The sequence below is a fragment of the Streptomyces sp. NBC_00569 genome, assembly GCF_036345255.1.
Lineage (GTDB): Bacteria > Actinomycetota > Actinomycetes > Streptomycetales > Streptomycetaceae > Streptomyces.
In genome coordinates this window covers 4,346,579-4,371,958 of the sequence record NZ_CP107783.1, presented here as the reverse complement: position 1 = coordinate 4,371,958, position 25,380 = coordinate 4,346,579, and the positions used below count along the sequence as shown (strand labels likewise).

The 25,380-nt window shown below is 70.0% G+C and carries 29 protein-coding genes; 15 read left to right on the top strand and 14 right to left on the bottom strand.

Annotation, left to right across the window (positions count from 1 at the left end; genetic code table 11):
• Nucleotides 1-38 precede the first annotated feature (38 nt).
• The 5 genes from OHO83_RS19565 to OHO83_RS19545 all read right to left on the bottom strand — a co-directional run bounded on the left by OHO83_RS19565 (nucleotide 39) and on the right by OHO83_RS19545 (nucleotide 3,279).
• Nucleotides 39-758, bottom strand: coding sequence for a TetR family transcriptional regulator (locus OHO83_RS19565; protein WP_389563105.1), 720 nt, complete (start codon nucleotides 756-758; stop codon nucleotides 39-41).
• A gap of 108 nt (nucleotides 759-866) precedes the next feature.
• A complete protein-coding gene (locus OHO83_RS19560; RefSeq protein ID WP_266673511.1) occupies nucleotides 867-1,376 on the bottom strand; it encodes a thiol-disulfide oxidoreductase DCC family protein in 510 nt (169 codons plus the stop codon).
• 5 nt (nucleotides 1,377-1,381) lie between these two features.
• The gene (locus OHO83_RS19555; protein WP_227296884.1) at nucleotides 1,382-1,792 is read right to left on the bottom strand and encodes a hypothetical protein; all 411 of its coding nucleotides are present in this window, start codon (nucleotides 1,790-1,792) and stop codon (nucleotides 1,382-1,384) included.
• Nucleotides 1,793-1,903: 111 nt separating this feature from the next.
• A complete protein-coding gene (locus tag OHO83_RS19550; protein WP_266673512.1) occupies nucleotides 1,904-2,305 on the bottom strand; it encodes a VOC family protein in 402 nt (133 codons plus the stop codon).
• A 44-nt stretch (nucleotides 2,306-2,349) separates the two neighbouring features.
• Complete coding sequence (locus tag OHO83_RS19545) at nucleotides 2,350-3,279, bottom strand: SMP-30/gluconolactonase/LRE family protein (protein ID WP_266673513.1); 930 nt, start codon at nucleotides 3,277-3,279, stop codon at nucleotides 2,350-2,352.
• A gap of 110 nt (nucleotides 3,280-3,389) precedes the next feature.
• Between OHO83_RS19545 and OHO83_RS19540 the strand changes: the two genes are divergently transcribed.
• Nucleotides 3,390-3,830, top strand: a complete 441-nt coding sequence (locus OHO83_RS19540; RefSeq protein WP_266676580.1) for an Lrp/AsnC family transcriptional regulator — start codon at nucleotides 3,390-3,392, stop codon at nucleotides 3,828-3,830.
• 96 nt (nucleotides 3,831-3,926) lie between these two features.
• On the opposite strand, the gene OHO83_RS19535 is transcribed toward OHO83_RS19540, so the two are convergent.
• From OHO83_RS19535 to OHO83_RS19515, 5 genes are all read right to left on the bottom strand, one after another.
• Nucleotides 3,927-4,691 carry a succinate dehydrogenase iron-sulfur subunit gene (locus OHO83_RS19535; protein WP_116510811.1) on the bottom strand — a complete coding sequence of 255 codons (765 nt, stop codon included), beginning with the start codon at nucleotides 4,689-4,691 and terminating at the stop codon, nucleotides 3,927-3,929.
• A complete protein-coding gene (sdhA, locus tag OHO83_RS19530; RefSeq protein WP_266673514.1) occupies nucleotides 4,691-6,445 on the bottom strand; it encodes a succinate dehydrogenase flavoprotein subunit in 1,755 nt (584 codons plus the stop codon). The genes OHO83_RS19535 and sdhA overlap by 1 nt, the downstream gene beginning before the upstream one ends.
• Nucleotides 6,446-6,468: 23 nt before the next feature.
• On the bottom strand, nucleotides 6,469-6,957 hold the full coding sequence (locus OHO83_RS19525) for a succinate dehydrogenase hydrophobic membrane anchor subunit (RefSeq protein WP_266673515.1): 489 nt from the start codon (nucleotides 6,955-6,957) through the stop codon (nucleotides 6,469-6,471).
• Between the two features lie 8 nt (nucleotides 6,958-6,965).
• Nucleotides 6,966-7,346, bottom strand: coding sequence for a succinate dehydrogenase, cytochrome b556 subunit (gene sdhC / locus OHO83_RS19520; RefSeq protein ID WP_100594758.1), 381 nt, complete (start codon nucleotides 7,344-7,346; stop codon nucleotides 6,966-6,968).
• Between the two features lie 149 nt (nucleotides 7,347-7,495).
• The gene (locus tag OHO83_RS19515) at nucleotides 7,496-8,095 is read right to left on the bottom strand and encodes a 2-oxo-4-hydroxy-4-carboxy-5-ureidoimidazoline decarboxylase (protein ID WP_266676582.1); all 600 of its coding nucleotides are present in this window, start codon (nucleotides 8,093-8,095) and stop codon (nucleotides 7,496-7,498) included.
• 327 nt (nucleotides 8,096-8,422) lie between these two features.
• Here OHO83_RS19515 and OHO83_RS19510 point away from each other — a divergent pair, with 327 nt between their 5' ends.
• The 5 genes from OHO83_RS19510 to OHO83_RS19490 all read left to right on the top strand — a co-directional run bounded on the left by OHO83_RS19510 (nucleotide 8,423) and on the right by OHO83_RS19490 (nucleotide 12,866).
• The gene (locus tag OHO83_RS19510; protein WP_266673516.1) at nucleotides 8,423-10,039 is read left to right on the top strand and encodes a beta-N-acetylhexosaminidase; all 1,617 of its coding nucleotides are present in this window, start codon (nucleotides 8,423-8,425) and stop codon (nucleotides 10,037-10,039) included.
• Between the two features lie 116 nt (nucleotides 10,040-10,155).
• Nucleotides 10,156-10,860 carry a DUF4328 domain-containing protein gene (locus tag OHO83_RS19505; RefSeq protein ID WP_266673517.1) on the top strand — a complete coding sequence of 235 codons (705 nt, stop codon included), beginning with the start codon at nucleotides 10,156-10,158 and terminating at the stop codon, nucleotides 10,858-10,860.
• Nucleotides 10,861-10,961: 101 nt separating this feature from the next.
• Nucleotides 10,962-11,471 (top strand): hypothetical protein, encoded by a 510-nt coding sequence (locus OHO83_RS19500; protein WP_266673518.1) that lies wholly within the window; start codon nucleotides 10,962-10,964, stop codon nucleotides 11,469-11,471.
• A 74-nt stretch (nucleotides 11,472-11,545) separates the two neighbouring features.
• Complete coding sequence (locus OHO83_RS19495) at nucleotides 11,546-12,103, top strand: hypothetical protein (protein WP_266673519.1); 558 nt, start codon at nucleotides 11,546-11,548, stop codon at nucleotides 12,101-12,103.
• A 367-nt stretch (nucleotides 12,104-12,470) separates the two neighbouring features.
• Complete coding sequence (locus OHO83_RS19490; protein WP_266673520.1) at nucleotides 12,471-12,866, top strand: hypothetical protein; 396 nt, start codon at nucleotides 12,471-12,473, stop codon at nucleotides 12,864-12,866.
• A 281-nt stretch (nucleotides 12,867-13,147) separates the two neighbouring features.
• On the opposite strand, the gene OHO83_RS19485 is transcribed toward OHO83_RS19490, so the two are convergent.
• The gene (locus OHO83_RS19485; protein ID WP_266673521.1) at nucleotides 13,148-15,820 is read right to left on the bottom strand and encodes an FG-GAP-like repeat-containing protein; all 2,673 of its coding nucleotides are present in this window, start codon (nucleotides 15,818-15,820) and stop codon (nucleotides 13,148-13,150) included.
• Nucleotides 15,821-16,104: 284 nt separating this feature from the next.
• On the opposite strand from OHO83_RS19485, the gene OHO83_RS19480 reads away from it, so the two are divergent.
• The gene (locus OHO83_RS19480) at nucleotides 16,105-16,647 is read left to right on the top strand and encodes an SMI1/KNR4 family protein (protein ID WP_266673522.1); all 543 of its coding nucleotides are present in this window, start codon (nucleotides 16,105-16,107) and stop codon (nucleotides 16,645-16,647) included.
• A gap of 85 nt (nucleotides 16,648-16,732) precedes the next feature.
• Here OHO83_RS19480 and OHO83_RS19475 read toward each other — a convergent pair whose 3' ends face one another.
• The gene (locus OHO83_RS19475) at nucleotides 16,733-17,533 is read right to left on the bottom strand and encodes a hypothetical protein (RefSeq protein ID WP_266673523.1); all 801 of its coding nucleotides are present in this window, start codon (nucleotides 17,531-17,533) and stop codon (nucleotides 16,733-16,735) included.
• A gap of 120 nt (nucleotides 17,534-17,653) precedes the next feature.
• On the opposite strand from OHO83_RS19475, the gene OHO83_RS19470 reads away from it, so the two are divergent.
• Both OHO83_RS19470 and OHO83_RS19465 read left to right on the top strand, forming a co-directional pair.
• On the top strand, nucleotides 17,654-18,568 hold the full coding sequence (locus OHO83_RS19470; RefSeq protein ID WP_266673524.1) for an SMI1/KNR4 family protein: 915 nt from the start codon (nucleotides 17,654-17,656) through the stop codon (nucleotides 18,566-18,568).
• 49 nt (nucleotides 18,569-18,617) lie between these two features.
• Complete coding sequence (locus OHO83_RS19465) at nucleotides 18,618-19,178, top strand: DinB family protein (RefSeq protein ID WP_266673525.1); 561 nt, start codon at nucleotides 18,618-18,620, stop codon at nucleotides 19,176-19,178.
• 9 nt (nucleotides 19,179-19,187) lie between these two features.
• Here the strand turns inward: OHO83_RS19465 and OHO83_RS19460 are convergent, their stop codons facing one another.
• Both OHO83_RS19460 and OHO83_RS19455 read right to left on the bottom strand, forming a co-directional pair.
• Nucleotides 19,188-19,445 carry a DUF397 domain-containing protein gene (locus tag OHO83_RS19460; protein ID WP_266673526.1) on the bottom strand — a complete coding sequence of 86 codons (258 nt, stop codon included), beginning with the start codon at nucleotides 19,443-19,445 and terminating at the stop codon, nucleotides 19,188-19,190.
• On the bottom strand, nucleotides 19,426-20,256 hold the full coding sequence (locus OHO83_RS19455) for a helix-turn-helix domain-containing protein (RefSeq protein ID WP_266673527.1): 831 nt from the start codon (nucleotides 20,254-20,256) through the stop codon (nucleotides 19,426-19,428). Before OHO83_RS19455 ends, OHO83_RS19460 begins: the two co-directional genes overlap by 20 nt.
• 118 nt (nucleotides 20,257-20,374) lie before the next feature.
• Between OHO83_RS19455 and OHO83_RS19450 the strand changes: the two genes are divergently transcribed.
• The 6 genes from OHO83_RS19450 to OHO83_RS19425 all read left to right on the top strand — a co-directional run bounded on the left by OHO83_RS19450 (nucleotide 20,375) and on the right by OHO83_RS19425 (nucleotide 25,111).
• Nucleotides 20,375-20,593, top strand: a complete 219-nt coding sequence (locus OHO83_RS19450) for a hypothetical protein (RefSeq protein WP_100594949.1) — start codon at nucleotides 20,375-20,377, stop codon at nucleotides 20,591-20,593.
• A gap of 197 nt (nucleotides 20,594-20,790) precedes the next feature.
• Entirely contained in the window at nucleotides 20,791-21,609 is an 819-nt protein-coding gene (locus OHO83_RS19445) for a hypothetical protein (RefSeq protein WP_330279668.1), read from the top strand.
• A gap of 224 nt (nucleotides 21,610-21,833) precedes the next feature.
• Nucleotides 21,834-22,511, top strand: coding sequence for a hypothetical protein (locus OHO83_RS19440; RefSeq protein WP_330279667.1), 678 nt, complete (start codon nucleotides 21,834-21,836; stop codon nucleotides 22,509-22,511).
• A gap of 46 nt (nucleotides 22,512-22,557) precedes the next feature.
• The gene (locus OHO83_RS19435; protein ID WP_266673530.1) at nucleotides 22,558-23,037 is read left to right on the top strand and encodes a hypothetical protein; all 480 of its coding nucleotides are present in this window, start codon (nucleotides 22,558-22,560) and stop codon (nucleotides 23,035-23,037) included.
• Nucleotides 23,038-23,741: 704 nt separating this feature from the next.
• Complete coding sequence (locus tag OHO83_RS19430) at nucleotides 23,742-24,359, top strand: RNA polymerase sigma factor (protein WP_266676584.1); 618 nt, start codon at nucleotides 23,742-23,744, stop codon at nucleotides 24,357-24,359.
• On the top strand, nucleotides 24,356-25,111 hold the full coding sequence (locus OHO83_RS19425; RefSeq protein WP_266673531.1) for a hypothetical protein: 756 nt from the start codon (nucleotides 24,356-24,358) through the stop codon (nucleotides 25,109-25,111). Before OHO83_RS19430 ends, OHO83_RS19425 begins: the two co-directional genes overlap by 4 nt.
• Nucleotides 25,112-25,380: the final 269 nt, after the last annotated feature.

Sequence of the window (25,380 nt, the reverse complement as noted above, 5' to 3'; positions counted from 1 at the left end):
TACAAGCCGCGCATGAAGCGAAGGTAAGAGCCCCCGCCTCAGCCCTTCCCCTGGTCGCTTGTGTGCCCCTTCTCGTTCCGGTGCTCCTTCTCGTTCCCATTCCCGTTCCCCTTCCCCTTCTCCCGGGCTGCCGTCGACGCCTCCGTCATGCCCGGCAGGAAGTCCGTGAACAGCTCGTGCACCTCCAGGACGAGCGGCCGCAGTACCCGGAACCGGGCGAGCGCGACCCCGCGCGTGGTCAGGCGGGCCCCCCGTTCGGCGAGGCGCCGGCTGCGCTCCCGGCCCTCGGAGCTGTCGAAGACCCAGTACAGGACGAGCCCCATCTGGGAGAGCCACATCAACTCCGGCAGGATCGCCGCGAGTTCGGCCGGGACCTTCGCCCTGGAACCGGCCAGCACCTCGCGGTGGACGTCGATGGCCGTCTCGCGGGCGTGCTCCGACTCGGGCGAGAAGGGGCTGAGCGGGCTGGTCGGGTCCGCGGCGGTCTTGAAGAACTGGGCCGCGAACTCGTGGTACGGCTCCGCGATGTCCAGCCAGGCGCGCAGCACCCCGGCGAGCCGCTTCTCCAGGTCGGTCTCCCGGTCGAGCACGGACCGCACGGCCGCCCGGTGCTCCGCGGAGATCTGGTCGTAGAACCCCTGGATGAGGTGTTCCTTTCCCGCGAAGTAGTAGTACGCGTTGCCGACGGAGACCCCGGCCTCCTTGGCGATGGCCCGCATCGTCGTCTTGTCGTAGCCCCGCTCCCGGAACATCCGCATCGCGGTTTCCAGGATCAGCGCCCGCGTCTGCTCACTCTTGGCAGGGCTCTTCGCGGGTCTCTTCGCAGGGCTCTCGGGGGTCTCTTTCTCTGCTGGCACGCTCAGAGCCTAATCGGGCACGTGACAGCCGCCGTCGCAGGCCGCGGGGCCGTAGTACGTCCAGCCGTCGACGCGGTCGTACACCCAGCCGTCCGCCCTGCGGTAGGCGCCGCCCCCGGACTTCCTGACCTGCTGGTCCCGGTGGGTCCGGCGGTACTTGGCGGCGGCGAGGACCGCGGCGCGCGCGAGGCGGGCGCCCGCGGGGGTGCTGAACCTGTGGGACAGGGGCCGGTACTCGGACAGTGCCCACAGGGTGACGACCCAGGCGGCGGGTCCGCGGTAGATCTGGCCGCTGTCGCCGACGAGCGTGATCTCCGAGAGTGTGGAGATGTGGTCGATCCCCGGGCAGCGGCGCCGGGCCTCTTCGGATCCGGCCGGCACCAGGTCGAGCGGGACGAGCTGGCGCTGCCGGGCGAGCCAGTTCCGCAGGAACGTGCAGAGCGGGCACTGGGCGTCGTAGAGGAGGATGAGCCGGCGGACCGGGGCCCCCGTGGTGCCCCGGTCCGCGGCCTCGCCCATCGCCGTCACGCCCCGGCGACCGGCGGCGCGGCCCAGCCCTGCGGGGGAACGGGCGGCAGCTGCTCCCGCTCCATCACGCCCCGCCGCCGGATCTTGTTGAGCACCCACACGTTCCCCAGGTGCATGACCCCCAGCACCAGGAGCACCACGCCGAGCTTCGTCGACAGGGCCTCGAAGATGCCCCGGGTGTCGGCGATGTCGTCGTCCCCGCTCAGGTAGAGCGCCACGAAGCCGAGGTTGACGAGGTAGAAGCCGACCACCAGCAGATGGTTGACGGCATCCGCGAGCTTCTCGTTCCCGTGCAGCACGTCGGCGAGGAAGACCCTTCCGTTACGGCTCAGGGTGCGCGCCACCCACACGGTCAGGCTGATGCTGACGACGAGGTAGACGACGTATGCGACGACTGTGAGGTCCACTTCCCCACCCCTCCTTGAACGCGTTCAAAAACGCTGTCGAGAAGGACTGTAGACCTGTTTTTGAACATGTTCAAGCGAGGGTCGACCGGCAGGGATCGGTGAACCCGGGCATCAAGTCCGGGCCAGTTCGGGCCGCTTGAGATAGTCCGTGAGGCCGATGACGTTGCCCCACGGGTCCGCGATCTCCACGACGTGGCCGGTGGAGGTGGAGAACGGCGGATCGACGGGCGGGATCCCGGCCTCCGTCAGCGCGCGGGCCGCCGCCTTGGCGTCGCGCACCTCGAGCCATACGCGCGGGCCCGGCCATGGAGGAGGCCGGTGGCCGAAGTCCTCCTCCGCGCGCAGCAGTACGCCCGGCGTCTCCTTGCCGGCTTCGAGGAGGGCGATCCCGGCCTCGTCGAGGCGGAACTTCACGCGGAAGCCGGCCCGCTCATAGAAGGAGACCGCCTCGCCGAGGTCGCCGACGGGGAACAGCACGTTGTCGAAGCCGAGCAGCTCAAGCTCAAGTGACATACCGTCAGATTAGCCGTGTTCAGGGTAAATCGGACGACATCTCGTCAGTGGCGGATACGTGGCGCGCCGGTCACGGACATCATCAGGCAGTACAGGGACGTCGTCGCGGTGATGAAGAGGATGTTGTTCTTGGGGCCGCCGAACGCGACGTTGGAGACCGGCTCCGGGACGTCGATGCGGCCGATCCGTGTGCCGTCCGGGTCGTAGCAGTGCACACCGCCATGCATGGCGGCGGCCCACAGCCGCCCGCCGTCGTCGAAGCGGATGTTGTCGAAGCGGCCGTCGTCGCCGCTGGTCTCGGCGAAGACCTTGCCGTCGCTCAGACTCTCGCCGTCGTCGAGCACGTCGAAGACGCGGATGCATCCGGCCCGGGTGTCGGACACGTACAGCCGGCGCTCGTCGGGTGAGAAGACGAGCCCGTTCGGTGCCCCGAAGCCGTCGGCGACCTGGCGCACCTCGCCGGTGGCGGGGTCGATCCGGTAGACGTTGTTGGCCCCGATCTCGGACTCGGCGCGGAAGCCCTCGTAGTCGCTGGTGATCCCGAAGTCCGGGTCCGAGAACCAGATCGAGCCGTCCGAACGCACCACCGCGTCGTTCGGGCTGTTCAGCCGCTTGCCCTCGAAGCGGTCGGCGAGGACGGTGATCCGCCCGTCGGCCTCGGTGCGGGTCACGCGGCGGCCGCCCTGTTCGGCGCTGATGAGGCGCCCCTCGCGGTCGAGGGTGTTGCCGTTGGTGTGTCCGGCGGGGGTGCGGAAGAGGCTGACCGCGCCGGTCGCCTCGTCCCAGCGCAGCAGGCGGTCGTTGGGGATGTCGCTCCAGATGAGCTGGCGCCAGGCGGGCAGATAGACGGGGCCTTCGGCCCAACGGCTGCCGCTGTGCAGGGTGGTGAGGCTGTCGTCCCCGAAGGCGCACCGTCCGGTGCGGAAGCGCTCGTCCAGAATCTCGTACACGCTGGGCTGGTTCTGGCCAGACATGACTATCCCCCAAGAACTGTTGACTGAATGAAATCCTGTCGTATTGGACTATGGCAGAACGGGATATGGTTACGCCATGGTCGGCCGAGCGGGAGTGGGTCACAGTGGCAGTGGATGACATCGACCGGAAGCTGGTCGGGCTGCTCCAGCGCGACGCGACGACGGCGTACGCGGCGCTCGGCAAGGAGGTCGGCCTCTCGGCGGGCGCGGCCCACGAGCGGGTGCGCAAGCTGCGCGAGCGGGGCGTGATCCTGCGGACGACCGTCGACGTGGACCCGGCCGCGCTCGGGCAGGGGGTGCTCGCGTTCGTGATGGTCGAGTCGTCGTCGTGGATGGGGGAGTCGGCCGGGAAGTTCGCCGCGATCCCCGAGATCCAGGAGGCGCACATCATCGCCGGCAGCGCGTCGGTCCTGGTGAAGGTGCGCACGGAGACGACACGGCAACTCCAGGACGTGCTGCGGCGGTTGTACGCGATCGAGGGCGTCAGCGGCACGCAGGCGACGGTGGCCCTGGAGACGTTCTTCGAGCGCCCCGTGACAGCAGGCCCCTGACGGCGGGCCCCTGACGCCGGGCCCGTGACGCACCGAGGGCCCCGCCCCCGGTGCGAAACCGGGAGCGGGGCCCTCAGGGACGTGACGCCGGGAAGGTCAGTAGCGGCGCGTGATCAGCGCGCGCTTGACTTCCTGGATCGCCTTGGTGACCTCGATACCGCGCGGGCAGGCGTCCGTGCAGTTGAACGTCGTGCGGCAACGCCACACGCCGTCCTTGTCGTTGAGGATCTCCAGGCGCTGCTCGCCCGCCTCGTCACGCGAGTCGAAGATGAAGCGGTGCGCGTTGACGATCGCGGCCGGGCCGAAGTACTGGCCGTCGTTCCAGAACACCGGGCACGAGGACGTGCACGCGGCGCACAGGATGCACTTGGTCGTGTCGTCGAAGCGCTCGCGGTCCTCGGCGGACTGCAGACGCTCGCGCGTCGGCTCGTTGCCCGTCGTGACCAGGAACGGCATGACGTCCCGGTACGCCTGGAAGAACGGGTCCATGTCGACCACGAGGTCCTTGAGGACCGTGAGGCCCTTGATGGCCTCGACCGTGATCGGCTTCTCCGGGCTGATGTCCTTGATCAGCGTCTTGCAGGCCAGGCGGTTGCGGCCGTTGATGCGCATGGCATCCGAGCCGCAGATGCCGTGCGCGCAGGAGCGCCGGAAGGTCAGCGAGCCGTCGAGCTCCCACTTGATCTTGTGGAGGGCGTCGAGGACGCGCTCCTTCGGATCGATGTCGAGCTGGAAGTCCTCCCAGACCGCGTCCGCGGAGACCTCCGGGTTGAACCGGCGGATGCGGAAGGTGACCGTGATGAGGTGCGAGCCGTTGTCCGCCTCGAGAGCCTCGAGCTTGTCCATGGTCGGGGTAGCCATCAGTACTTACGCTCCATCGGCTGGTAGCGGGTCTGGACGACCGGCTTGTAGTCCAGACGGATGGACTCGGAGCCGTCGTCGCCGACCTCGCGGTACGCCATGGTGTGGCGCATGAAGTTGACGTCGTCGCGGTTCGGGAAGTCCTCGCGGTAGTGGCCGCCGCGGGACTCCTTGCGCGCCAGGGCGGAGGTCGCCATGACCTCGGCCAGGTCGAGCAGGTTGCCCAGCTCGATGGCCTCCAGGAGGTCGGTGTTGAACCGCTTGCCCTTGTCCTGGATCGAAACGTTCTTGTACCGCGCGCGCAGCTCGGCGATCTTCTCGACGGCCGTCTTGATCGTCTGCTCGGTGCGGAACACCATCACGTTGGCGTCCATGCACTCCTGGAGCTCGTTGCGGATGACCGCGACGCGCTCCGTGCCCGTGGAGTTGCGCAGGCGCTCGACCTGCTCGACGACCATCGAAGCCGGGTCCTCGGGCAGCTCGACGTAGTCGGCCTTCTCCGAGTACTCGGCGGCGGCGATGCCCGCACGACGCCCGAAGACGTTGATGTCGAGCAGCGAGTTGGTGCCGAGGCGGTTGGCGCCGTGGACGGACACGCAGGCGACCTCGCCGGCGGCGTACAGACCGGGGACGACGGTGGTGTTGTCCGACAGGACCTCACCCTCGACGTTCGTCGGGATGCCGCCCATGGCGTAGTGCGCGGTGGGCTGGATCGGGATCGGGTCCGTGTAGGGCTCGATACCGAGGTAGGTGCGCGCGAACTCCGTGATGTCCGGGAGCTTGGCGTCGAGCTGCTCCGGCGGGAGGTGCGTGAGGTCGAGGTAGACGTGGTCGCCCTCGGGACCGCAGCCGCGGCCCTCACGGATCTCCGTGTAGATGGAGCGGGACACGACGTCACGGGACGCGAGGTCCTTCATGACGGGCGCGTACTTCTCCATGAAGCGCTCGCCGTCCTTGTTACGGAGGATGCCGCCCTCACCGCGGGCGCCCTCCGTGAGAAGGATGCCCATGCGCCAGATGCCGGTCGGGTGGAACTGGAAGAACTCCATGTCCTCCAGCGGCAGCCCGCGCCGGTAGCAGGCCGCCTGGCCGTCACCGGTCAGGGTGTGCGCGTTCGACGTCACCTTGAAGAACTTGCCGGTGCCGCCCGAGGCGTAGATGACCGACTTGGCCTGGAAGATGTGGATCTCGCCGGTCGCCAGCTCGTACGCGACGACACCGGCCGAGTGCTTGACGCCGTCGACCTCGGTGATCAGCTGGTCCAGGACGTAGAACTCGTTGAAGAACTCCACGCCCTCCTTCACGCAGTTCTGGTACAGCGTCTGAAGGATCATGTGGCCGGTGCGGTCCGCGGCGTAGCAGGACCGGCGGACCGGGGCCTCGCCGTGGTTGCGCGAGTGACCGCCGAAGCGGCGCTGGTCGATGGTGCCGTCCGGGGTGCGGTTGAACGGCAGGCCCATCTTCTCCAGGTCGAGGACGGAGTCGATGGCCTCCTTCGCGAGGATCTCGGCGGCGTCCTGGTCGACCAGGTAGTCACCGCCCTTGATCGTGTCGAAGGTGTGCCACTCCCAGTTGTCCTCCTCCACGTTGGCGAGCGCGGCGGCCATGCCGCCCTGCGCCGCGCCCGTGTGGGAGCGGGTGGGGTAGAGCTTCGTCAGGACGGCGGTGCGGCTGCGCTTCGTCGACTCGATGGCCGCGCGCATGCCCGCGCCGCCGGCGCCGACGATGACGGTGTCGTACTTGTGGATCTTCATGAGTGGTTACCTCAGCCCCGTGCCTATCGGATGTTCGGGTCGAAGGTGAAGATCACCAGCGTGCCCAGCAGGATCGTGAACACCGTGGCGGTGTACAGGAGGCCCTTCAGCCACAGGCGCGTGTTCGGGCGCTCGGCGTAGTCGTTGATGACCGTGCGCAGGCCGTTCGCGCCGTGCAGCATCGCGAGCCACAGCATCAGGAGGTCCCAGCCCTGCCAGAACGGCGAGGCCCAGCGGCCCGCGACGAACGCGAAGCCGATCTTGCTCACGCCGCCGTCGAGGACGAGCTGGATGAGCAGGTGGCCGAGGACCAGGACGACGAGGACGACGCCGGACAGGCGCATGAAGAGCCATGCGGCCATCTCGAAGTTGCCGCGCGTCGAGCGCGGGGTCTTCGAGGTGCGCTTGCGGGGGGCCTCGATGAGGGGGGCCGGGTGGTCGACGTCGTAGACGGCGGCGGCCTCGACGGGTCCGACGCCGGGCGTCTTCGCAGGGGTGGTGTCAGCAGACATGTCTGGCGTCAGCTCCCGAAGAGTTCACGGACGGCGTGGCCGAGGACCGGGTAGAGCGCGCCCACCATCAGCACGACCCAGATGCCGACGACGGTCCAGAGCATCTGCTTCTGGTAGCGCGGACCCTTCGACCAGAAGTCGACGGCGATGACACGCAGGCCGTTGAGCGCGTGGAAGAGGATGGCGGCGACGAGGCCGTACTCGAGGAGCGCGACGATCGGCGTCTTGTAGGTGGAAACGACGTCGTCGTACGACTCGGGGGAGACGCGGACGAGAGCGGTGTCCAGGACGTGTACGAACAGGAAGAAGAAAATGAGGACACCGGTGACTCGATGAGCCACCCACGACCACATGCCTTCCCGGCCGCGGTACAGCGTTCCAGCCGGCACGGAAGAACCCTCCGGGAGCGGGGATTGGGGCCGCGCCGGCTTCAGTGTCGGTCGGGCCCGGCCGGGTACGGTCCACCGGCCGCTCGTCATCGTATCGACGAGTTGTCGGCTCGCTCGCCCGGGGGCCGCCGGTGTGATCAAACAGGCAATCAAACAGCCACGTACGGGCTATCGGACGCGCTGTCGGGGCGCCCGGAATCCGCTGGTTCCTGCGGGTCTATCGCTTCCTGGGGCTCCGTCCGGGCATCCAGCGACCGAACGAGCCGGGCGAGTCGCCCCCGGGCGAGTCGGCGCAGTTCGTCCCAGGACAGGACGCGCTCCTCCTCGGGATCGTTGCCAAGGCGTGACCGGATTCCGGCCAGGAGCTGGTCGAGGGCCTCGTCGGGCCCGTAGCCGTCGAGGCAGATCACGAACGCATGCCCGAAGCGGCTCTCGTACGCGCTGTGCGCGGCGCCGAGCGCGGTGTGCGCGACGGAGTACGAGCCGTGCGGCGGCAGGGGGAGCGTCTCGCGGGACAGGGCTTCGTCGAGGTCGGCGGGCACGAAGTCGTAGACCGCCTCGTCGGCGGCGGCGAGCAGCGCGCCGAGGTCCGGGTAGGGCCGGTGCGCGGCGAGGCGGCGGGTCCAGTGGAGTGACCCGCAGCAGGTCAGGAGCGCGCGCTCGGCCTCGGCCGCGGGCAGCGTGTTGAACCGGCTGAGGCCGTGCGGGGACGACTGCACGGGCGACACATGCCCTGGTGGGGACTGCACCCGTATGGCGGCATGCCCGGGGAGGCGGGAGAAACGGTGCGAAGGCAGCTTGCGCTCCTCGGCGAGACGTGGGACGTGACTGGGCTGACACTGGGACGAGACGTGAGTCAGGAGCGTCACGGGACATGTGGTGAGGGTGTGGCGGATGTGCGTACACGCTAGCGATCCGGGTCAGGAGCTGTCTGGCGCATGCACCGATTTCACCCGGACGGGAGAGTTTGGGGGCGTGTGGTGGACGGGAGGTCGGGGGAGCGGGGCCTTACGGTCGCCTCCTAGGACGCGGAATTCGATGTCGAGGTTGCTGTCGGAACCGGAGGACGGTCACTGATGGGTACGCGGAGTCGATCGACGGTCGGCGCGGGAGTTGTCACGGCGGGGACGGTCGCGCTGACCATGGTCCTCGTCGGCTGCGGTGGCGACGGGGGCGGCACCGGCGCCTCCCCTGCCGGGCGCCCCTCCGACGGAAAGTCCGCGTCCGCCACCACGGCGGCCCGCACGTCGGCCGAGCCCTCGCCGTCGAAGTCGTACCCCCTGTCGAAGACCCCGCAGACCATCCCCTCCGTGCGCGAGCACACGCCGGCGCGCGGCCCCGGATGGCGCCCCACCAGCGGCCGTGTCGTCATCACGGACGCGAAGCTCTCCGACGAGGGCAAGCTCATCGCCGACGAGCTGAGGCTGAAGTACGCGGGCAAGGTCAAGGCCGGTGCCGGTGACGTGGAGCTGGCGCTCGGCGGAAGCGGGAACCCGGAGTCGTACACGATGACCGTGAAGGACGGCCGGGTGCGGATCGTGGGGCCGGGGGACGCGGGCGTCTTCTACGGCACGCGCACGCTCAAGCAGGAGGTGCACGGCGGGGGCACCGCGCCGGAGGGCGTGGTGAAGGACGCGCCGGCGAAGCCCCAGCGCGGGTTCATGCTGGACATCGCGCGCAAGACCTTCACGGCCGGGTGGATCAAGGACCGGATCCGGGAGATCGGTGACCTCAAGTACAACCAGTTCGGTCTGCACTTCTCCGACGACCAGGCCTTCCGTATCCAGTCGGACTCGCACCCCGAGATCGTCTCGCCCGACCACCTGACCAAGGCGCAGGTCCGCGAGATCGTCTCGCTCGCCGCCGAGCGGCACATCACCGTGATCCCCGAGATCGACTCGCCGGGACACCTCGGCGCGGTGATCCAGGCGCACCCCGATCTCCAGCTGCGGAACACCGCCGGGGTCGCGACGCGCGGCGCCGTCGACATCTCGAACCCCGGGTCGGCGAAGATCGTCGACGATCTGCTGCGGGAGTACGCTCCCCTCTTCCCCGGCGCCTTCTGGCACCTGGGCGGCGACGAGTACCAGGCCCTGACGGTCAAGAACCCCGAGGCGTCCTTCCCGCAGCTCGCGGCCGCCGCCAGGAAGAAGTACGGGGCGAACGCGACGGTCGAGGACCTCACGACGGGCTGGCTGAACGACCGGGTCGCCACGATGAAGCCGTTCGACCGCTCCCTCAAGGCGTGGAACGACGGGTTCTTCCGGGGCGGTGTCGTCAAGGCCGACAAGAGCCTGGAGGTCGCCTACTGGACGGGCAAGGAGATTGGGGCGCGCCCGCCGGAGGAGTACCTGCGCGAGGGCCGCAGGATGACCAACTACAACGACGAGTTCCTCTACTACGTCCTCGGTCAGCCCAACAACTTCGTGTACCCGACCGGGCGGCGGATCTACGAGAGCTGGACCCCGCTCGTCGTGCGCGGCACGACGCCGGTGCCCGCGAAGTACGACAGCCAGATCCTGGGCGGCACGTTCGCCGTGTGGTGCGACTTCCCGAACGCGCAGACGCAGGCGCAGGTCGCGCAGGGGATCCGCATGCCGCTGCGGGCGACGATCCAGAAGCTCTGGTACCCGGGCAAGCCCCCGCTCACATGGCCCCAGTTCGTGGCGCTCGCGAACCGGCTGGGGTCCTGAGCGGCTAAGCAGTGGACAGCGCGGTGGCCTGAACCGTATGTTCCGCTGGCCGGTGATCGACGCGCTCTGGGGAGAGGCGCGCGACCGGCTCACCGTGAACCCGTGGGGGGTCCATCATGTCCAAAAGTAGTTTTGCTGTGCTCAAGTCGCCGGTCGGCGTCTCGATGGCTGTCGTCGTCCTGTTGGGGGTGACGATCGCGATCGACCTGTTCGCACTGTGGGTGGGCTTCGAGCAGCGCAGCCTTGCTGCCGACTTCGTGGCCGGGCACTTCTCGGCGGGCAGTGAGGCGGACGCCGACCGCATCGACTCGCTGTACGCGGCGGCCGGCATCGCGCAGCTCTGTGCGATGGCGGCGACCGCGGTCGTCTTCATCGTGTGGTTCCGGCGGGTGCGCATCAACGCCGAGGTGTTCCGGCCCGACGGGCACAGCAGGTCGCGCGGCTGGGCCTCCTGGGGATGGTTCGTGCCCTTCGTGAACCTGTGGGCGCCGCGCCAGGTCGCCACCGATACCTGGGACGCAAGCCTTCCCGAGGTGGGCCTGATCCCGCGGAAGGACTCGCACGCCGTCATCAACCGCTGGTGGTCGCTGTGGCTGCTGGGCAATGTCATCGGCCGTTTCGCGGGCAGCCAGTACGACAAGGCCGAACGCATCGGCGAGATCAAGACGGCCACGGAGATGCTGATGCTCTCCGACGCGCTCGACGTCGCTGCCGCCGTCGCCGCCATCATGTTCGTCCGCTCCCTGACCCGCATGCAGAACGAGAAGGCCCTCGGCGGGCCCGCGCCGATGCAGGCACCCCTCGGCGACGGTCTGGCGTAATCGCCGGATCCGCGTTTTCGGTGGCGGAGCCACGTAAGGCTGTGGTGTATTCGGCCCGAGCCGAGATCAGCCGCTTTCGAAGGCACCGGGGGGACACCGGCATGGGTTACTGGGGCTATTACGTCGTGGCGAGGAGCGAGCGGCCGCTCGCCGAGCTCGACGCGCTGGGCGGAGCCCGCGACGCGCTCACGCTCCTGGAGCGGCGGGCCGACGGCTGGCAGGTCTGGGAGTGCCCGGACGGCGGGGAGCGGCGCCACGACGTCGGCAGCATGAACGCGCTGGCCGCCGAGACCGGCGCGCCCGCCCTGTTCGGCTACGTCATGGACAGCGACTGCGTCGTCATCGAGGCGGCCGCGCCGGAGAGCGGCGCGTGGACCACGTGTCTGGCGCGCGACGTCATGGCCGGATATCTCTCCGCTGACGAACTGACCCTGGAGGACTACTTCCTGGAGCCCGCGGACGCCGCCCGGCGCGCGGTCGCGTGGGCACAGGAGTGCGGCCGCACCGTCGAGCAGGGTCCGCTCGCCGACGTCCTGGGTCAGGACCCCGACCCGTTCGCCGAGCCGCTCTTCTTCCGCTTCCTGGACCGGCTCGGCGTCGCGCCGCTGTGACGTTCCTGCGCCCCGGCACGCAGTAGAGCCCAGTAGGGACGAAATGCCGGGTGGGCAGGGAAAGGGCGTACGTCATGAGCCTGGTGGAGCTGATCGCGCAGGCCGACGAGCGGGGTCTCGCGGCCAGCGGTCTCGCCTGCCTCGACCGTTGCGTGCCGCTGCTGGGCGGCGGGGACGACGAGGCGCTGCGCCCGCTGTGGGGAAGCCTCGCCGAGGGCGGCCCTGGGTGGGGCGAATGCCTGGCGCAGGCGCGGGCCGCGTTCCCGGCCGGGCCGGACGACGACGAGGACGAGGCGTCCGTGCTCGCCCGGCGCATGCTGGCCGCCGTGCCGGGCACCCCGTCGGCGTCCGCGCTGCGCGAGTGGGCCGACGCCTGCTCGGTCGGCGCGCTCCAGATCCACCGCATGCTGGACACGATGGAGGACGGTGCGGGCTCGGTACGGTCCCGGCGCGAGGGCCGCACGGACGGCATGTCCCCGCTGGTGGCGGCCGAACTGCGGCGTCAGGTCAGGATCCTTGAGCTGCTCGCGGGCCGGGGCGCGGGCGGCCTGCGGCAGGCGCTCGACGTGTCGACGGAAGGCCGGCGCATCCTGCGGGCAGCCGTGTCGCGGCGGGCGCGGGGCCGCGTCTGATGCACGGAGTCTCCGGGCCCTCCCCGCGGGCTTGGGCGGCGGTCGCGCTGCCGGTGGCGGCGGCACTCGTCGCGCTGGCCGCGCACCGGGGCATGCCGGACGATCCGACGGGCCGGCTCTACGTCGTACCGGGGGTGCGAAGGACGTCGCGCTGCCCCATGGCGGTACGGCGGCGCTGTCCCGGTGCGGTGCGCCAGGGGCTGCGAGGCCCGCGCCACGCGGTGAGGGCGAGCGTGCGCCCGCGCCCGCGCTCGTACTCACCTCTTACGGGTACTCGAGTTCGGGCCCGCGCTTCGACGGGCCGGCCGCCTTCACGGTCAGCGCGGTCATCGACCCGGGACCGCGGCCGCTGACGCTGACCGCGCCGGTGGGCGAGCGGCGCATCACGGTCGACGTGTACGGGCCGCACGGTGAGGGGCGCATCGCGTCGGCGCGCGGGCTGACGGCGAACGTGACGAAGGGGGCGAAGCAGCGGCCTGTCCCGCCGACTTCGGGCGCCTACCGCTTCACGGACATCGGGAACCTGGATCTGGAGATCGAACTGCCCGAACGGGCCGTCTGCCCGGGCCACACGCGGGCGGACATCGGCCAGTGCGCACCCAGGTTCACCAACCGGATCGAGGACTGTCCCGTGGTCGCGGTCACGCTCACCGACAAGGCGGTCCCCGCGCAGCGCGCCCTGGTCGCGGGGGTCAAGAACCCCGAGCGGTTCAGCGACCGGCTCGTGGCGGTGTCGTTCGAGGAGAACGCCGCCGGAGTCTGAGCACACCGCTCCGACGCCACGGATCCGACGAGCGGCTCCGACGTCACGGACCTGAACGGACCCGGACGGAACCGGGCCCGGCCGCCCCCTCCCGCGGTCGGGTCCGCTTCCGTGGAAGGTAGTGAGTAACCCATCCGGGCACGGCGGCGCAAGTACAGGCACAAAGCAGACAGGGCCGGCAGGGCTGCCGAGGCAGAGCGGGTTGCCGGGGCCGAAACGGCTCTCGCCGCGCGGTTCCCGGAGTGTCGGGAGCCACGCGGCGAGAGATCGTGTGGGTACGGCTACGGGGCCAGCGTGGTGCCCAGGTGGTTGCCCGTCGCGGTGCCGAGCTGCGTCAGTCCGTAGTACTTGGACGTCGACAGGCCGAGCCCCGTGCTGTTGCTCGGGACGTACAGGAGCGTGCCGTTGCCGGCGTCCTCGCCCGCGGCGCCGATCACCAGGTCCGCGCGGCCGAAGCCGGTCAGGTCGGTGAGCGAGACGGCGGAGCCCAGGTTGTCGTCGGTCTCCGTCGAGCCGGGGACGCCGGGCTCGTCCTGTGAGATCGCGAGGGAGCCGGTGCCGGTGAGGCCGGTCGCCGAGCCCTTGAACAGCAGGGACGTACCCGCGTTGGAACGGTTGCTGGTGCGGGTGATGTCCTCGTTCGGGGCGCCGGCCAGGACGTCCGCGTAGCCGTCGGCGTTGTAGTCGCCGACCGAGACGGACGCGCCCAGGGCGTCGCCGGACTCGGCGGCGCCGGGGACGCCGGAGGTGGCCTGGTGGATGACCTTGGCGCCGGTGGCGGTGAGGCCCGTGCCCGCGGTGCCGTAGACGGCGGTGACCTGGCCGCCCGCGTACGCGCCGGACTCGGCGGTGTAGGGCTGGCCGATGACGATGTCGTCGACGCCGTTGCCGTCGATGTCGCCGGCGGCGACGGCGCGGCCGCCCTTCACGGTGAGGGTGCCGGCCTTGGTGAGGCCGTTCCTGCCGCCCTTGAACCAGACGACCCGGCCGATGGACGTCGAGTCGCGGTAGTTGAGCGCGACGTCCGCGTAGCCGTCCTTGTTGAAGTCGCCGCTGGTGGCGTCCTCGTAGGAGAGGGCCGTGTCACCACTGGTGATGTTGGAGCTGGACTCCTGGCCCTCGGCGTAGCGCGCGGTCCAGGTTCCGCCGGTGCCGGTGGAGGACGCGAAGACGTCCGCCTTGCCGTCGGCGTTGAAGTCGCCGACCGCCACGGCGGAGCCGTACTTGGCGCCGTTGGCGTAGAAGCCCTCGTCGAGGTTCATCTGCGCGCCGGTGGTGAAGGCGGGGCCGTACAGGATGGTGACGGCGCCGCGGTCGGCGTGCAAGGAGGTGTCGTCCTCGCCGGGCTGGCCGATCGCGAGGTCGGCGTAGCCGTCGCCGTTGATGTCGCCGGTGGCCACGGCGGCGCCCCACTGGTCGCCGGTCTCACCGGCGCCGGGCACGCCCGGGCTGGACTGCGTGAGCGAGATCTTCTTGGCGCTGTCGGGGCCGCTCGCGCCGCCCGGCACGACGACGACGCGGCCGCCGCTGGAGCCGGCGGGCACGCCGGCGACGAGGTCGCTGATGCCGTCGCGGTTCACGTCGGCGGTCGGGATGGCGGAGCTGCGGCCAGCGCCGGCGGCGAAGGAGCGGATCGTGCCGAGCCGGTCCTCGAGCTGCTTGCCCGGGCACTCGGTGGCGTACGCGTCCTGGTGGCCGGAGATGGTCCGCAGGGTCGCGGTCTGGCCGTTCTTGTACACGCCGGTGTCACCGGCGGCGACGAGGCTCACCGAGCCGTTCGGGTCGACGCCGTACTGTCCGAGCTTGTACGCGGCGACGCGCGCGGCGGACTCCATCGCGGCCCGCGAGGGCTTGGAGTCCACGAAGTTGCCGAGGATCGCGATACCGGTCGAGTACGAGTTGAATCCGTACGTGTGCGCGCCGAAGACGGGCTCGTCGATGCCGCCCTCGCGGCCCTCGAAGATCTGGCCGCACTTGTCGACCAGGAAGTTGTAGCCGATGTCCTTCCACCCGTTGCCGTCCGGCGCCGGCTTCACGTGGTACGCGTAGTCGGCGCGGATCAGCTTGGCCGAGTCGGCGCAGCTGTAGTCGTTCGCGTCCACGGTGTGGTGGATGAACGCGGCCTGGATCTTGTCGATGTACTCGGGCGGGCTGTAGTTGACCGCGAGAGAGGTGTCCGGCTTCCACTCCGACCGCATGATGATCGGCGGCTGCTTCACCGTGGAGGGCGGGGCCGGGGGCTTGGTGGGCGTCGGCGAGGGGCTGGGGCTCGCGCTCTCCGAGGCGGAGTCCGACGGGCTCGGGGAGCCGGCCGGAGCCGAGTCACTGGGCGACGCCGACGGCGAGGGGCTCTGAGGGGCGGAGTCCGAGGCGGAGTCCGAGGGAGACGGCGAGGGGGACTCGTCGGCGAGGTCCGTGGTGTACGCCGCGTTCTGCGGCCCACCGGATGCCTTGGCCGCCTTCGCTTCCTTGGCCTCCTTGGAGGTGACACCCGGGTCGACCATCGCCAGGGTGAGCCCCTTGGGCAGTGCGGTCGACGACCCGTCGGCGGCGACCACACGCGCCTCGACGCCGTCCGAGGGCCCGACCCATCGGGACTCGGACATGCCCCGCACGCCGTTCTTGCTCTCGGCGGTGTCGGGGTCGGGCAGGTGCGAGTCCGTGTTCACGGACACCCAGTCGGTCCACTTCCCGGTCACGCTGCTGCGCGTGCGGACCTGGGCGGTGCCCTTGAGCTCGGCGCTCTGCTTGTCCCAGGTCACTCCGACCAGCGAGAACGGCTCCGTGCCGGTGCGCGGAAGCTCCCGCTTGGTGCTGCCGTCGGCCTTCAGTTCGGCGGAGCGCACCTTGACCGGTCGCGGAGTCGTCGCCGAGGGGCCGGAGCCACCGGTCGCCTCAGGGCTGGCGACGGCGTACGTCACCACGCCCGCGCCGCCGAGGACGACGGCACCCATCGTCACCCAGGCCCTGCGCTTGAGACTCAGCGGTTTGTACGCATGAGATCTGCGCGCACGCGAATTTCGCGGCCCCAATTGCCCCACCCCTTGAAGAAGTTCAGAGAATGTTCACAAATGCCTCACCCGTCACACGGGTAGCGTTCTATTCAGCGGTTGACCAACGACAAACGTCACTGGTTGCCCTGATGTGCTGCACATCACCTGGCGAGTCGGCCGCTGATGCCGTTCCCCGCGGGGGATCCGGGCGCGGTGGTCCAGAACAGTAGGGACGGGCGGACGACATGCTGACGGTCGAAGAGCTGGAGGCCGCGCTTCCGGCGATGACACGGTGGCGAGTGCCCGGAGGGCGCAACGTGGACTGGGCTGTCCTTGAGGCAACCCTCGGGACGGCGCTGCCCTCCGACTTCCGCTCTCTGGCGGAGGCGTATCCGATCCTGGTCGTCGGCGACTTCCTGAGCGTGTTCGTTCCCCGGCCCGGCGCCGAGGTGTCCTGGGCGTCCGACGCCAGGGACGACGAGATCCTTCAGGACTGGTACGAGATGGAGGACATGGAGGACTACGCCCCGTTCCCGCAGCCGGGCGGTCTGATCTCCTGGGCGACGTCCAACTGCGGGGACGTCTTCTACTGGAAGACGAGCCCTGCGGGCCCGGACGCGTGGCCGGTGGTCGTCCGTACGGACAACGGGGACTGGAACGAATTCCCTGTCGGTGTCGTCGAGTTTTTGGCTGGCGTGTACGGGCACACCATCGACGTGCCGGGCATGCCCGGGAGCTTTTCCGGTGACAGTCCGCAGGTGCTGGGCCTGAGCGACCGCATCGACTGATCGGCAGCTGATCCACAGGCACATGTGAACAGCGATCGCCTCCAGGTTCCTGGGCGATCGCTGTTCAGCAGGGTTAAGGCCGGTGCTACGGGCAGCTCACGCGTCCGTCGCCGGGGTCGGTCGTGCAGGTGTCGGTGCCGAGGCCGCCGTTGGCGGTGTCGTTGCCGGAGACGTTGTCGACCGTGTCGAGCCGGTCGTTGCCGAAGTAGCCGGTCAGGGTGTCGTTTCCGGGGCCACCGATCAGGGTGTCGTTGTCGAATCCGCCGTCGATGTTGTCGTTTCCGGGGCCGCCGTAGACGGTGTCGCTGCCGTAGCTCGCCCGGACGGTGTCGTTGCCGCTCAGGGCGCAGATCACGTCGTTCCCCCAGCCACCCGTGAGGGTGTCGGCGCCGCTGGTGCCGGTGATCGTGCAGCCGTGCGCGTTGTTCACCGTGCTGGTCGCCGTCGCGGAGTTGTTGGCGGGTACCGGGTCGGTCTGCGTGGCGGTGACCGTCGCCTTGTCGGACAGGGTGCCGGTGGCCCGGGGTTCGGCGACCACCTTCACCGTGGTCGAGGCACCCGCGGCGAGGGAGCCGAGCGCGCAGTTGGCGCTGGTGGACGTGATGGTGCAGGTGCCCTGACCGGGCGTGGCCGACAGCACGGTGCCGGGTCCGGTGAGCGTGTCCGACAGGGTGATGCCAGTGGCCGCCGTGGTGGTGCTCTTGTTGGTCACCGTCACGGTGTACGTGGCCTGATCGCCCAGGCTGACGGTGGCCGGTCCGGTCTTCGTCACGGACAGGTCCACGCCGGTCGGCGGCGGCGTGGCGGCGACCTGGTAGCGGACCAGTCCTCGGTCGTCGCCGAGACTCCGGCCCGCCTTCGTTCTCGGCCGGCGCGTCCGGATCACCTCGTTCGTTCGGTCTGTTCCCTTTGTTTCGTTGTTCGCGTGTGAGGGGTGCCGTGTTGTAGAACCGGGGCCTTCCTCGGGCTGGAGGGGGGCCGGCTGGGCGCAGGAGGCGGGGAATTCATGGAGCGCGACGAACTGGTCGACGCCGTCACGCGGCTGGTCGGCGGCGACCCGGAGCCGTTGAAGTGCCGCGAGGAGGGGCACGGCGCAGGGCACGTGTGCGTCGCCCTGTCCGATGAACTCGACCTCGCCGGCGTGGTCGACGGGATCAGCGGCCGGTACGGGGCGTCCCGCAGTCTCGCCCTGCGCGGCTTCGCCGATCCCACCGCGGACGCCACGACCGGGCTGCCCCTGCTCGCGCCCTTCGGCGCCGAAGTGATCGACATGCGGGCCTGGGCGCACGCCGGTTCGTGGATAGGGGCCGGGACGGTCCGGGTGGGCGGCGACGTTCAGCACGTCGTCCTTGTCGCCGAGCGGACCGCGCCTGTCGTGGCGGGGCTGCCGGCCGACGCCACGTGGGTGGAGCGGGTCGTGGCCGTGACCGGGTGGGCCGGTGCGGCCCGTACGGTCGACTGGGATGCGGTGGAGGCGCGGCTCGGCACCCGGCTGCCCACGGACTTCAAGCAGCTCGCCGAGATCTTCGGATACGGCGCCTTCGACGGCTTCCTCACCCTCTACTTGCCCGAGTCCGACGTCCTCGGCATGGACCTCGTGGAGCACGCGGAGTACCTGGCCGGGTTCGCGGCCCACTCGGGCACGAGCCTGTGGGAGCCGTACGGCATCCATCCGGCGCCCGGCGGACTCCTGGAGTGGGGGTCCTCCGAGCAGGCGGACCAGTTCTACTGGCTCACCGAGGGCGACGACCCCGACCGCTGGCCCGTCCTGGCGTCGGAGGACATCCCGGATTCCTGGACCCGCTTCGACGGCACGGCCGCCGAGTTCATCTTCCGCATGCTCACTGAGCGTTCGCACCCTCACTCGGTCGCCCGCTATTACGACACCCACTGGTTCCAGAGTTACGAGGACAAGGACTAGCTCGGCAAATCAGTGGCGCCCCCGGCCCCCGCCGACAACCATGCGACGTATGACTGACCAACCCGCACGATGGAGCCAGGCGAGCGTCTACCCCGACATGTGGGCCGACCCGGACGACGACCCCCGCAGCAGCGAAGGCGTCAGCGCGGAGGGCGAACTGGCCACACTCCAGACGTTCCTGACGGACTACCGCCTGACCCTTCGGATGAAGTGCGAGGGCCTTAACCCGGAGCAGCTCGCCCGCCGGTCGGTGCCGCCGTCGACGATGTCGCTGCTCGGCCTCCTCCGGCATCTCGCCGAGGCGGAGCGGGACTGGCTCAACTGGATCACCGATGGTGAGCCGCTGCCGAAGCTGTACGGCAAGCGTGACGGGGACTTCGACGGCGCCGTCGCCGAACAAGCCGTGGTCGACGCGGCGTACGCCGATCTCGAACGCGAGCAGGCCGCGACCGACGCCGCGCTCGCGGGGCACGCGGATCTGGGCGAGCGTCTCGGGAAGGTCGAGATCCCGGTCCGGGAGCTGCTGGTGCACCGGGTCGAGGAGTACGCCCGCCACTGCGGCCACGCCGACCTGCTGCGCGAGTGCATCGACGGAAGGGTGGGCCAGTAGGCCCGTCGCTCAGCGGCGCGGGCGGTCGGCGGCCGCCTTCATCGCACCGAGGAACGCCGTCCACGCTCCGCTCGTGAACACGACTGCGGGACCGTGAGGGTTCTTGCTGTCACGTACGGGGACGTGGGCGGCGCAGGCGTGGTCGTTGACTTCGAGGCACTGGCCGCTCTCGCCACCGCTGTAACTCGACTTACGCCACATCGGCAGGGCTGAGGCGTCGGGGACGCGGATGCCCTGCCACTGCTGCTCACTGCTGCTGTGCGTCATGCTCGCAATCCTCCGCGACGGATCTGATCAGCGCCAGGGACTTACGGTGCGACAGGGCGTCGCCCATGGCGTGATCGTAGGCCGTCTGGCATTCGCGTACTACGGAGGGGAGTTCGAGGACCCGGCCCCATGTGAGGCCCTCCACGTACGCGACCTGCGGCAGGTCCTCGAACCACATCAGGGACACCGGGCCCTCCAGGAGAGCGTGCAAGCCCACAGAGAAGGGCAGCACGTGGACGCGAATGCGGCGGCTTTCGCCCAATTCCATGATGTGACGGAGCTGCTCGCACATCACTGCAGGGCCTCCCACGGGGCGGCGCAACACTGCTTCGTCCAGGAGGAACCACGTCACTGGTGACTTGAAGTCGTCCAGGACGCGGGCCCTTGCCAAGCGTGTGACAAGGAGGCTGTCACGTTCCTCGTCGGTCTTCGGTGGGAAGCCGGACTGGAGCACTTCGCGGGCGTACGCCTCGGTCTGGAGCATGCCGGGCACCAGCTTCGGCGCGTAGGTCCGGATCACCGTTGCCTGACGCTCCAACTCCAGTGCTTCCGCGAAGTGTTCGGCGACGCTGCCCTCTCCCTGTGTGGGCAGGAAGGTCTCGAAGACTCCGCCTGTGTTCAGGACTTGGTCCAGGCGGCGGGCGTCCTCCAGTGACGGCCGGCGGCGCCCCGCCTCGATGTGCGCGATGTGCGTGCGCGACATGATCGCCCGCACGCTCAGCTCCTCCTGCGTGAATGCGGCGGCCTCACGACGCCGCTTCAGCTCATCCCCGTAACTCGTCCGCGAACCGGGATTGTCCTCGATCGCCATCCGCAACTCCCGTATGTGCGACTTGCGTTGTCACGCTCGGACCACTGGCGAGCCTAGCTGTGACGACCTCACTCTGTGACTGAATTCCTACGCAGAGCGAGATCGAGAGGCAGTGCAGATGCAGCACGGGGAAGGCGCGTTCGTCGCCCACACCGGTACGGACGTCTACGGGCCCGGCAAGGTGCTCGGCGTCGACGGGGAATCGCGGCGCGTGCGCTTCGTGTACTTCGTGGCGACGATCGCGGCGCGAGATCTGCGACCCGCTTCCGAGAGTGAAGAGGTGTGGGTGCGGGCGTGGCTGCGGGAGCGCGCGCAGAGATATGGCGGGCAGTGGTGATTACGTCAAGTGACCGTTCGCATACGCAAGTTGCGGTACGGTGAGCGCGACAGCACGCCTCGAAGTCGCTTCGATCGGACATGAGGCGGCCCTCAACGCTGGTTCGCACCCAGCGAAGAGGGCCTTCATCACCAGTGGAGAGAAGCCACCGGAAAATGCTTCGTCATGCTATCGCGCCTGCCCGTTTCTTCAGTCAGGTGCCGAACGAAATCCTCCGTCATCCGCGCCTCTCGTCGGACGCCGTACGGCTGTTGATCTGGCAGTTGTCGCTCCCCGACGACGCCAAGGACCCGTTGTCGAAAACCGCCTGTCAGGCCGGGATCGGCAAGTGCGCCTTCAACCGCGCCAAGGGCGAACTGAAGCGTGAAGGTTATCTGCACGAGTGGCGCCAGCAGGGTGTTCGCGGCTTGTGGTCGACCGTGCAGCTCGTCTCCAATGTGCCGCTGAAGCCGGAGCAGGCGCTCGCCTTACGGGGCGGGGCTCCGGCGGGCGGAAGCCCGGCCGCCGGTGAGCCGACCGGCCGGACCGTCGGCCGTCATCCAGAGAAACCCGTTCTTGAGAACACCCCCCACCATCCGGGGACGCCTCCCGAGACAGAGGCGCCTGTGGCTCCCGCGGCCACGGAAGCCGGGCGCCAACTTGTCGCCACGGTCCTGGACTTGGAGCCAAGGCTCCGCGTGCCGCGCGGCATGCTGCCGCAGCTGGCGGCCCTGGCGAGCGCCTGGCTGGAGGCGGGGCACACACCTGGTGGCGTGCGGGCGCATGTGCAGCGCAGCTTGCCGGGCCCGAAACAGCCGATCCATAAGCCGGGCGGCCTGCTGCGGTACATCCTGAGCGACGTACCACCGGCGCCTGTCGCGGAGGCGGCACGCCCGGAGCCCGTACAGCCACGCATCGCCCGGCTGCGGGAATGCGAGGGCGTGCACACACAGGCGCGCCTCTTCCGGCCGGAGGGCGACGAGGAATTCTGCGGCGAGTGCCTGCGGGGACAAATGCCCGCGGGGGCGAGTACCTGACGGCGCGGCGCGGCTACAGGCCCGCTCGCGGTTGCCGGGATGCGGAAACCTGTACCTCCCACGGACTGCCGTCCGGCCTCGTTGTCTCCCCGTTTCCGACCTCATGGAGGATGGGGCGGAGGGGGTGGGTCATGACGGTACGGGCGAGGGCCACGGCTCAGAGCAGGGGCGGGGGGCCGGGCAAGGGCGGTGCCCCTCGGCGATCGCCGGGCCGGACCCGGGCCGTGGGCGTGCTGCTGATCCTGGTGTCGCTGATATCGGCGGTGCTCTGCTACATCGCGTTCTCATGGTGGCTGCCCTCCGACAGGGATCGCTACCGGGACTACGTGGCAGCCGAGCCCTGCCCCGCCCGTGCGACGGCGACCGACTGCCTGAGCACCTGCATTCTCACCGTCGTGAAGAGAGAGATCAAGGACGCCGAAAGGACTACCACCTACAAGGCGACGCTGAAGGACGAGGATGCCTGGCAGGGAGTCGTGGACTTCGGCGACCCGGGGCCGCTCCTGGAGCACCTGAAACCGGGCGACAAGGTCACCGCCACCGCCTGGCGCCGCGACATCGTCGTACTCAGCAAGGACGGCGTCCGTCAGAACACCTCCGAGGCGCCCCGCGACGAGATCCAGATGAACGCCGCCATCGGCATGCTCGCCGGGCTGGTCGCGGCCCAGGCGTTCGCTTTCGGTGCGGTACGTCTGGGCAGCCCCCGCGACTGTGCGCCGTTCACCTGGGACCCGTACGGCAAGCGGATGCTCATCAGCAGCGCCACCGTCTGCCTCGGGCTGGGGCTCCCGGCGGCGTGGACCGGCATCCCGTGGTGGACCGTGCCCGCCGCCGGACTCCCGGCCATGGCGTGCGCGGCAGTGCTGATGTATCCCCGTGGGGCCGCGGGCGGGGGCAGGTGACCAGGCCGGTTCCAGGGTCGGGAGGGGAACGCGTAAGGTCCGGGAAATGACTTCGTCCGGGTCCCGCATCGGCAGACACCAGATCCCTGGTCTTCTCTTGATCATGGTCCCGGAGTCCCGGGACGGGATCGAGGCCGTGGCGGGGATGTCCGCGGAACAAGCCGTCTCCGGGGATCTCGGCTGGTTCGATCTCTACGAATTCCTGCGCGACGTGGTCTTCCGCGACCTGGTCCGGCCCGAGCTGCTCACGCCCGAGGCGGAACGTGACACCGAACTGCTCGGCCGATGCGCCGAGTTCAGCGAGAACCTGCTCCTGAACTCGACCCAGCCCGTGGCGTCCGCCGTGTTCTACCAGCTGGTGGAACCGCTGTACGCGAGTGAGGAACTCCTCGTCGCGGCGATCCCGCTGATGCAGCCGGAGATGCTGCGCGTCACGCTGGAGGACATGGCGGTGGACCGGCTCTCGGCACCTGCGCGGGAGCGGCTGGCCGGGTATCTGCACCAGGACCCGGCCCCAGACGCCTGAAACCCCCAAAGGTTGTACCGGCTTGACCGGCCGGTCATGTGAGAAGCGACATGCGTGTGACGCGTGATGCTTGTGTGGCGTCATCCGCTGGGCCGGACGGGGGAGTGGCGGAGGCCGCTCCCCGAACCGGACGAGGAGCGGACACCATGGGAGTGGGCCACAAACCTGAGCCGAAGGCGGCGGACATGCGGCGGCACGCTGCGGGATTCGTCGCGCACGCCACCGCGCGCAACCGGCTCCCGCTCGACCACACCGTCGCCAGCCTCCGCGTCGTGGACTTCCTCATCGACGGTCTGCGCAAAGGGACTTCGGACCGGGCGTCGGTCGCGGGGGCCCTGTTCGGTATCGGCGCGTACGTGGGCGAGGTGCTGGTGCGGCGGGCCGGCGCCGTGTGGGTCGATTTAGACGAAGCCCAGCGGGCCTACTTCGGCCAGCTCGTGGGCGTCCGCATGCCCGACGGGCGTGTGTGGAACCCCCTCGGCAAAGTCGTCAACCGCTTCGAACCGCGAGGAATCCCTCCAGACCTTCTACCTGACCCTCCATGGACGTGGCGGCGACCGCGGGATGGGCAAGACCTGCGCCGCGCTGTGAGAGGTGTGCCCAGTGACATTTCCGTGGGCCGGGACGCTGATGACCGTGGGGGCATGGACACATTGATCCGTGCCGCGTCGAGTCAGTACGCAGACGTACGAAGAGGACAACGGTTGGGCCAGGGTGGGGAGCCCCGTCGCACGCACGTGCGCGACGAGGAGCTGGGCATGGCCGTGGCGCGGGCGCAGGAGGGGGACGAGGCCTCCTTCGCGGTCGCGTACCGGCTCGTGCAGCCCGGACTCGTCGGATATCTGCGCGGCCTCGTCGGCGACGAGGCCGAGGACGTGGCCTCCGACGCCTGGCTGGAGATAGCCCGCGACCTCGGGCGGTTCCGCGGGGACGGCGCCGGGTTCCGCGGCTGGACCGCCACCATCGCCCGCCACCGCGCCCTCGACCTGCTGCGCCGCCAGAAGGCGCGCCCGCGCCCCTCCGGCCTCGAACAGGACATGCTCGAACTCCCCGGCACCCACAGCACGTCCGACCAGGCCCTGGAGACGATCTCCACGGCGGAGGCGCTCTCGCTGATCAGCGACCTCCCGCGCGACCAGGCCGAAGCCGTGCTCCTGCGCGTCGTCGTCGGGCTCGACGGGCCGTCCGCCGCGCGTGTCCTCGGCAAGCGCCCGGGCGCCGTGCGGACCGCCGCGTACCGCGGCCTCAAGAAGCTTGCGGACCGGATCGGTGCGCGAGGTGTGACGGATGACGGCTCCACGACGCTGGGGGAGTCGAGATGACTGACAACCCACTCAGGCAGGACCACGGGCCGGCCGGCCCGGAAGGAGCCGGAGGCTTCGAGGCGCTGCTCGCCGCAGCCGTACGCTCGGCGAAACAGCGGGACGGCGCACAGGAACGGGCCGTCGCCGCGTTCCGCGAGGCCCGCGACCAGGGGGCCCATTCGGCCAGGACGCGACGTCGCGACGACTGGCGTCCGCGCTCCCGGGGCCTCGCCCGCTGGTCACTGCGCACCACCGTGGGCACGCTGGTCGCGGGCGTCGCGCTGGGCGGCGTCGCGATGGCCGGGATCGGCGCGGTCGGAGACGCCCCGGGCGACGATGCCGGACAGCGGCCGACGCCCGGGCGGAGCGCCTCCGGCTCCCCCGGGCGCCCCACGCCCGAGCGGGTCCGGCCGTCCGCCACGGTGCCCGCACCGTCCCACGCACCCGGCCGGTCCGCCGGTCACCCGGACCAGGCCGGTGACACCCTCGCCAAGTGCCACGCGTACGCATCCGTACGGGACCGGGGCGAGGCGCTCGACTCGGCCGCGTGGCGGCGTTTCCTCGCGGAGGCGGGCGGAGCGACCTCCGTGGACGCGTACTGCGCGGCGGAGCGGGCCCGCCAGGAGACCGGCAACGGCAGCGACGGCAGCAGCGGCAGCGACGGCAGCAACGGCAGCGACAAGGCGGCCGGCGGGAAAGCCGACAGTCAGCAGAGTGGGCACCCGAGCCCGAGCCCGAAGCCGAGCCGGGCGAAGAATCCCCAGAAGTAGCTGAATTCCGAGAAGCAGCCGAACCCCGAGAAGCAGGAAAGTCCCCGGCAAGCAAGGGTGCGGGGGCGGCACCGGCACGCTTCGGCGCGCCCGCCCCGAAAGGCACCGCCGGGACGGCCGAGGCCGCCACCCCCCACAGGAGAGGCCCCGGCCGTCGCGCGGTACGGGCCGCGCGGCGGCCCGTACTACCTTCAGCGCCGCGCGTGCCGTTTGTGTCACACCGCGTTGTGTCACGTGCTAGTTGCGGGTTGTACCAAACGTGGACGGGG